Annotated in this window: 8 protein-coding genes and 1 pseudogene; all 9 read left to right on the top strand. The window is 33.0% G+C overall.

The features are described 5' to 3' along the window. A pseudogene (locus tag B3J44_RS13775) lies at positions 1-195 on the top strand (NAD(P)H-dependent oxidoreductase); the annotation flags it as partial. Positions 196-233: 38 nt separating this feature from the next. Next, complete coding sequence (locus B3J44_RS13770; RefSeq protein ID WP_198856632.1) at positions 234-800, top strand: YceI family protein; 567 nt, start codon at positions 234-236, stop codon at positions 798-800. Between the two features lie 206 nt (positions 801-1,006). Then, the gene (locus tag B3J44_RS13765) at positions 1,007-2,287 is read left to right on the top strand and encodes a hypothetical protein (RefSeq protein WP_286968948.1); all 1,281 of its coding nucleotides are present in this window, start codon (positions 1,007-1,009) and stop codon (positions 2,285-2,287) included. A gap of 299 nt (positions 2,288-2,586) precedes the next feature. Continuing rightward, a complete protein-coding gene (locus B3J44_RS13760) occupies positions 2,587-3,987 on the top strand; it encodes an anthranilate synthase component I family protein (protein ID WP_286968947.1) in 1,401 nt (466 codons plus the stop codon). Between the two features lie 107 nt (positions 3,988-4,094). Beyond that, positions 4,095-4,538 (top strand): hypothetical protein, encoded by a 444-nt coding sequence (locus B3J44_RS13755; RefSeq protein WP_286968945.1) that lies wholly within the window; start codon positions 4,095-4,097, stop codon positions 4,536-4,538. A gap of 91 nt (positions 4,539-4,629) precedes the next feature. Next, a complete protein-coding gene (locus B3J44_RS13750) occupies positions 4,630-5,196 on the top strand; it encodes an anthranilate synthase component II (protein WP_286968944.1) in 567 nt (188 codons plus the stop codon). Between the two features lie 67 nt (positions 5,197-5,263). Beyond that, the gene (trpD, locus tag B3J44_RS13745; RefSeq protein WP_286968942.1) at positions 5,264-6,256 is read left to right on the top strand and encodes an anthranilate phosphoribosyltransferase; all 993 of its coding nucleotides are present in this window, start codon (positions 5,264-5,266) and stop codon (positions 6,254-6,256) included. A gap of 74 nt (positions 6,257-6,330) precedes the next feature. Then, a complete protein-coding gene (gene trpC / locus B3J44_RS13740; protein ID WP_286968941.1) occupies positions 6,331-7,116 on the top strand; it encodes an indole-3-glycerol phosphate synthase TrpC in 786 nt (261 codons plus the stop codon). A gap of 101 nt (positions 7,117-7,217) precedes the next feature. Beyond that, the coding region (locus tag B3J44_RS13735; RefSeq protein WP_286968939.1) for a phosphoribosylanthranilate isomerase at positions 7,218-7,607 on the top strand (390 nt) is incomplete at its 3' end.

Below are 7,607 nucleotides of genomic sequence, written 5' to 3'. Positions count from 1 at the left end.
GCTGCTGACTTAAAAATTGATGCAACTCCTATGGAAGGTTTCAATGCGGCTCAATTTAATGAAATCTTAGGTTTCGATAAATTAGGTCTAAATGCTTCAGTTATTGCAACTGTAGGTTACAGACATGATGAGGATAAATCTCAGCACCACAAAAAAGTTAGAAAATCACACGAAGAATTATTTATCACTCTATAATTATTTATTAATCAAATTCAAATTTTAATTTTAAAAACATGAAAAATTTAAAAACTATTGCAATAGCATTATTCGTAGCAGCAGCTGGAATCTCAGTAAACGCTCAAACTAAAAAAATCGACGTAAAAGCATCTACAATTAAATGGGTAGGTAAAAAAGTAACTGGAGAGCACTCTGGAACTGTAAACTTTAAAGAAGGTTCTTTAGTTTTCAAAGGAAAAAAATTAGCTGGTGGTAACTTTACAGTTGATATGACTTCATTAACTTCTACAGATTTAACTGGAGAATACCAAGGAAAATTAAACGGTCACTTAAAAGCTGACGATTTCTTCGGAACTGACAAATTCCCAACTTCAAAATTAGTTTTCAAAACTATCGGTGCAAAATCTGCTGACGTTTATACTGTAACTGCAGATTTAACTATCAAAGGAATTACTAAACCAGTAACTTTTGATATCACTGTAAAAGGAAACACTGCTACAACTGCTTTCAAAGTTGACAGAACTAAATACGATATTAAATACGGTTCAGGTAGCTTCTTCGACGGTTTAGGAGACAAAACTATCAATGACGAATTTGAATTGACAGTAGCTTTAAAATTCTAATATTTAGGCCTTACTAATTCAGAAATACAGTAAACCCCGACAGTTTTAAACTGTCGGGGTTTATTTTTTTAAAACTTTTCAAAAACTTAACATTCTTAATAATAAAGTAACTCTTTCGTAATAAGTATCAGGACTTTGATTAACATACGGCTTCTATTTTTGGGACAATTAAAAAAAATCAAAAACTAGAAATTAAAATCATAGTTATGAAAACAAAACTACATATTGCATGCATATTCTTCATTATCAGCTTTTTCGCACAAGCTCAACAACAGCCAAAAGGAATCACTGGTACTTCAAACTGGATGACCAACTGGACGAGCTTTAGACCAGCTGCAAATGACTATGGCGAAGCAACCAATATAATTGCCGGAACAATCGATAAAGACACACGTTTAGTAAAACGTAATATTTATCATTTGGTTGGTGTTGTGTATGTTACAAATAATGCAACGTTGACTATCGAGCCAGGAACTGTTATACGTGGCGACGATAAAACATGCGGAACGCTTGTTATTACCAATGGAGCTAAAATTATGGCCGAAGGATTAGAAACTGACCCAATTATCTTTACATCAGAAAATGAAATAAACAATAGAAAACCAGGAGATTGGGGCGGAATTATAGTTTTAGGAAAAGCACCAATAAACTCATTAGGAGGTATTCACACTTTGCCTTTCGATTTAGATCCAACTTTAAATCATTATGGAGGTCAAGATCCAGAAGACAATTCAGGAACTCTAAAATATGTTAGAATCGAATATGCCGGAAGAAAATTAAGCGCTTCAAAAGAGTTAAACGGTCTTTCTCTTGCTGGTGTTGGAAGAAAAACAACTGTGAGCCACGTTCAAATTAGTTTTTCAAATGATGATTCTTTCGAATGTTATGGTGGAGATTTGAATTTAAGCAATTTGGTTTCATTCAGAACAACAGATGATGATTTTGATTTTACTCAAGGAGCTCAAATTAACATTAGCAATAGTATTGCAATTCGCCATCCGTTTTCTTCAGATATTTCGGGTTCAAGATGTTTTGAGGTTGATTCTTACGAGAAAGTTGCTAATACAGACATGACTAAAAAAATGACTAAAATAAATGCGAACAACATTACTTTGGTTAATTTAGAAGAAAACAATCAAGGCTTGGTTAGAGAATCTGCGTACATTAAAGAAAATACCTTTTTCAACCTAACCAATAGTGTGGTTTCTGGATTTGCACCATTTATTTTGTTGGAAGGAAATATCGGAAATGGTGAAGCAAATTTATCAAAAATCACTTTTAAAAATATTGTAGCAAATAATTGTCAAGGCGAAATTGAAAGCGAATCAGGAAGCAATATTCCTGGCATAAAAAACTATTATGGAAACCCAGCTTACGGAATAGAATATACAAAATTGAAACTTAGCGAGCTGTTTACGCTTCCAAATATTAAAGGAAATCCAGATTTCAGATTAAATGTAAATAATACCATAGCAAGTGGAAACTAAGGAGTTATAGGAACGTTTGTGATTAAAATTTAACAAATTTCAGAAATTCAAAAAGATTTTTTTGAAATTTTATGTACTCTAATTAAAATTACATTTATATCTTTGTCACATCAAAATAAAGAAATGAGAACAATTTTAAACAATACTTGGTGGTGGAGCAATTTACGTCAGACGTCGTGAACGAAGCTTCCTATGGTATTGTAAAAAATATAAATATATAAAGGGCTTGTCATCACGACAAGCCCTTTTTTTTTGATCCAATTGAAAACAAATTAACGAACAACATAAAACTATATATTTTGAAACCTTTTATTCTTAATACACATTACAAACAAATTCTGGCAGATACAGTAACGCCGGTAAGTATTTATTTTAAAATCAGAGATAAGTTCCCAAATAGTTTATTACTAGAAAGTAGTGATTATCATGGAAATGACAACAGTTTCTCTTACATCTGCTGCAATCCTATCGCTACTATTAAAATCGAAAATGAGACAATCTCAAAAACTTTTCCTGACGGAACTTCTGAGAAAACTGTGATCGATGCTTCAACAAATATTCCTCAGGTAATTCAGGAATTTTCAAGTCAATTTAAATCAGAAAAAAATGATTTTAAATTCATCAACAACGGTTTATTTGGATACATTTCTTATGACGCTGTTCGTTATTTCGAGAAAGTATCTATTGCAAAAAAAGACAATGCAACTTCAATTCCAGATGTTTTTTATGCTGTTTATCAAAACATTATTGCAATTAACCACTTTAAAAATGAAGCTTATATTTTCTGCCACAGTTTAGACGGAAAAAATAACATTGCAGAAATCGAGCAATTATTGCAATCAAGAAATATTGCTTCTTATAAATTTTCTAAAGAAGGCGAAGGTTTCTCTAACTTGACTGATGAAGAGTTTAAAGCAAATGTGGCTTTAGCCAAAAAACACTGCTACCGCGGAGATGTTTTTCAATTGGTTCTTTCTCGTCGATTTACTCAAGGTTTTAAAGGAGATGAATTTAATGTTTACAGAGCTTTAAGAAGTATCAACCCTTCTCCATATCTATTCTTTTTTGATTATGGTGATTTCAAAATATTCGGTTCTTCGCCAGAAGCGCAAATTATCGTAAAAGATAGAAAAGCCGAAATTCACCCAATTGCGGGAACTTTCAAAAGAACTGGAAATGATGAACGTGACGCTCTTTTGGCAAAAGAACTTTCTGAAGATAAAAAAGAAAACAGTGAACACGTTATGCTGGTAGATTTAGCTAGAAACGATTTAAGCAGAAACGGGCATGATGTAAATGTAGAAAAATACAGAGAAGTTCAGTTTTTCTCTCACGTAATTCACTTAGTTTCTAAAGTTACAGGACATTTACACGATAAAGCAACAACAATGCAAGTCGTAGCAGATACTTTTCCAGCAGGAACTTTAAGCGGCGCACCAAAACACAGAGCGATGCAATTAATAGAAGAATGCGAAAAAACAAACCGTAACTTCTACGGAGGTGCAATCGGAGTTATGGATTTTGAAGGAAACTTTAACCACGCCATTATGATTCGAACTTTCCTTTCTAAAAATCACCAATTACATTGTCAAGCAGGAGCAGGAATTGTAGCAAGTTCTGACGAAGAAAGTGAAATGCAAGAAGTTTACAATAAGTTGAGAGCCTTGAATACAGCGCTAGAAATGGCAGAACAGATTTAGTTTCAAGTTTTTTTTTTAGTTTCAGGTTTCAAGTTATTGGAACGTGAAACTTGAAACTTGAAACCTGAAACCTGAAACAATTAAACAAACTATAAAAACCACAAACTATGAAAAAAGCAGTATCTATTTTAATTTTAATCATTACACTGACATCTTGCAATTCTGAAAAAAAGCAAAATCCGATTGAAGGAACCTGGCGTCTTATATCAGCTGAAACGACAGAGAAAGATTCCACTTTTTCTTCTTTCAATACAAAAACAAAAATGATTAAAATTATAAACGATACACATTTTGCTTTTTTTAATCATGATTTGAAAAATGGAAAAGATTCCACATCAGCATTGTTCTTTGGCGGAGGCGGAAAATATACTTTGAAAGATAGTATTTACACCGAAAATCTGGAGTTCTTTAACAACCGTGATTGGGAAAACAACAAATTTGAATTTGTAGTGAAAGTTCAAAACGACACCTTAATTCAAAAAGGAGTAGAAAAAGTAGAAAAATTAGGAGTAGATCGTATTATCGTAGAAAAATACGTTCGAGAAAAATAAATAAAATTTAGTTTCAAGTTTTCTTTGTTTCAAGTTTCAAGTTAGGAAACTTAGAACCTCAGAACCTTAGTAACTTAGAACCTTAAAAAAAATGAAAAAGATTTTAGTTATAGACAATTACGATAGTTTCACTTACAATTTAGTGCACTATTTAGAAGATTTAAACTGCGAAGTTACTGTTTACAGAAACGACGAATTTGATATTGACGAAATTGCTGGTTTCGAGAAAATATTACTTTCTCCAGGGCCCGGAATTCCAGATGAAGCTGGTTTATTAAAAGCAGTAATCCAAAAATACAGTCCAACAAAAAGTATTCTTGGCGTTTGTTTAGGACAGCAGGCAATTGGAGAAGTTTTTGGCGGAACACTTTCAAATCTTGACAAAGTATATCACGGAGTTGCAACAAACGTAAAAACTTTAGTAGACGACGAAATTTTATTTGAAGGTTTAGGAAACGAATTCGAAGTTGGAAGATACCATTCGTGGGTAGTTGACAATAATTTACCCGAAGATTTAGAAGCAACTTCGGTAGATGAAAATGGTCAAATTATGTCTTTACGTCACAAAAATTATGATGTAAGAGGCGTTCAATTTCACCCAGAAAGCGTTTTAACACCAAATGGAAAAAGGATTTTAGAGAATTGGATAAAGAGTTAGTTTACAGTATTCAGTCTCAGTTTACAGTCACAGTAAAAAACTTAGAACCTTAGCAACTTTAAAAAAAATGAAAACTATATTAAATAAATTAATCAACCACGAAGTGCTTTCTAAAGAAGAAGCAAAACAAGTATTGATTAATATATCAAGCGGTCAATACAATCCAAGTCAGATTTCGGCATTTTTGACCGTTTTTATGATGCGCAGCATTACTATTGACGAACTTTCGGGCTTTCGTGAAGCTTTATTGGATTTATGCATTCGTGTCGATTTATCAGCCTATAATACTATCGATTTATGCGGAACGGGTGGTGACGGAAAAGACACTTTCAATATTTCAACTTTAGCTTCTTTTGTATCTGCAGGTGCAGGAATAAAAGTAGCAAAACATGGAAATTACGGAGTTTCATCTATTTCTGGATCAAGCAACGTAATGGAAAAAATGGGAATTAAATTCAGCAACGATCCATCATTTTTAGAAAAATGTATAGATCAGGCTGGAATCTGTGTATTGCATGCTCCCCTATTCCACCCAGCAATGAAAAACGTTGGACCAATTAGAAAAGAATTGGCGGTAAAAACCTTCTTTAATATGTTAGGCCCAATGGTAAATCCAGCATTTCCACAAAATCAATTGGTTGGAGTTTTCAACTTAGAATTGGCGAGAATGTATGCGTATTTATATCAAAATACCAATACCAATTTCACGATCTTACATTCGCTTGACGGATATGATGAAATTTCATTAACAGGTCCAACAAAAACAATTTCTAACCACATGGAAGGAATGTTAAATCCAGAAGATTTTGGCGTTCGTCTTTTATCGCAAACAGAAATTGAAGGCGGAAAAACCATCGAAGAATCTGCTGAAATTTTTACAAGTATCATTTCTGGAAAAGGAAACGAAGCCCAAAATAATGTAGTTTGTGCCAATGCTGCAATGGCAATTTCAACCGTTACCAAATGTTCTCCAAAAGATGGTTTTGAAATAGCAAAAGAAAGCCTATTGTCTGGAAAAGGATTAACAGCTTTACAGAAATTACAAGAATTAAGTAAATAAAAAACAAACACAAATTTCACGAATTAGCACTAATTAAATTTGCGCCTTTGTGACTTCGTGGCAAAACAACAACAATGAATATTTTAGATAAAATAATAATAGACAAAAAAAGAGAAGTGATTTTGAAGAAATCGATTATTCCGGTTTCACAATTGGAAGCTTCAGTATTTTTTGAAAAACAGACGATTTCTCTAAGTCAGAAATTAAAAGAAAGTAATTCTGGAATTATTGCAGAACACAAACGCCGTTCTCCTTCAAAATCAATTATCAACAATAATTTTACAGTTGAAGAAGTAGTTAAAGGTTATGAAACTGCTGGCGCATGCGGAATCTCCGTTTTAACAGACGGAAAATATTTTGGCGGTTCTCTAGACGATTTACTTCTGGCAAGAGCTTCTGTAAATATTCCGCTTTTGCGAAAAGAATTTATTGTAGACGAATATCAGATTCTAGAAGCAAAAGCACACGGAGCCGATTTAATTTTATTAATCGCTGCCGTTTTAACGCGCGAAGAAATTAAATCTTTATCTGAATTTGCAAAAAGTTTAGGTTTAGAAGTTCTTTTAGAAGTTCACAATCAAGAAGAATTAGAAAAATCAATTATGCCAACTTTAGACATGATTGGTGTAAACAACAGAAACTTAAAAACATTCGAAGTAAGTTTAGATTTCAGTAAAGAACTGGCATCTCAAATTCCAAACGATTTTGTAAAAGTTTCTGAAAGCGGTATTTCATCAATTGAAGCCATTCAGGAACTTAAACCATACGGCTACAAAGGTTTTTTAATTGGAGAAAACTTCATGAAAACCGATAATGCGGGACAAGCCGCAACTGAATTTATTAACAAGCTAGGTCTATAAAGGTTTGCCACAAAGTCACGAAGACACAAATTTAATTTGTGCTCGATCGTAAAAAAATAACCTTAGTGTCTTAGCGCCTTCGCGGCAAAAAAAACAAAAAAATGAAACTCAAAATATGCGGCATGAAATATCCAGAAAATATCCTCGAAGTAGGCGCGCTCCTACCCGATTATATGGGTTTTATTTTCTGGGAAAAATCTGCTAGATATTGCAACGGGAATGTTCCCGAGTTGATCAAAACAATCAAAAAAGTGGGTGTTTTTGTCAACCAAAGTCAGGAAGAAATTCTGGAAAAAGTTGAAAAATACAATTTGCAAGCAGTTCAATTACACGGAGAAGAATCAGTTGAATTTTGTTCAGCTTTAAAAGAAAAACTTCCAAAGAAAATTGAAATCATCAAAGTCTTTTCGGCCGATGAAAATTTTGATTTTGAAATTATAAAGCCTTTTGAAAATGTCTGCGATTATTTTCTGTTTGACACAAAAGGAAAA

Origin of the sequence: Flavobacterium sp. UBA4854 (assembly GCF_002399805.1) — a bacterium.
In the GTDB taxonomy this organism is placed as follows: domain Bacteria; phylum Bacteroidota; class Bacteroidia; order Flavobacteriales; family Flavobacteriaceae; genus Flavobacterium; species Flavobacterium ginsengisoli.
This window is presented reverse-complemented; position numbering and strand designations above follow the sequence as displayed.

Excerpts from the sequence above, each read along its gene's own strand:
- B3J44_RS13770 (WP_198856632.1), top strand. The coding sequence starts at position 234 with ATGAAAAATTTAAAAACTATTGCAATAGCATTATTCGTAGCAGCAGCT.
- B3J44_RS13765 (WP_286968948.1), top strand. The coding sequence starts at position 1,007 with ATGAAAACAAAACTACATATTGCATGCATATTCTTCATTATCAGCTTT.
- B3J44_RS13755 (WP_286968945.1), top strand. The coding sequence starts at position 4,095 with ATGAAAAAAGCAGTATCTATTTTAATTTTAATCATTACACTGACATCT.
- B3J44_RS13750 (WP_286968944.1), top strand. The coding sequence starts at position 4,630 with ATGAAAAAGATTTTAGTTATAGACAATTACGATAGTTTCACTTACAAT.
- trpD (WP_286968942.1), top strand. The coding sequence starts at position 5,264 with ATGAAAACTATATTAAATAAATTAATCAACCACGAAGTGCTTTCTAAA.
- trpC (WP_286968941.1), top strand. The coding sequence starts at position 6,331 with ATGAATATTTTAGATAAAATAATAATAGACAAAAAAAGAGAAGTGATT.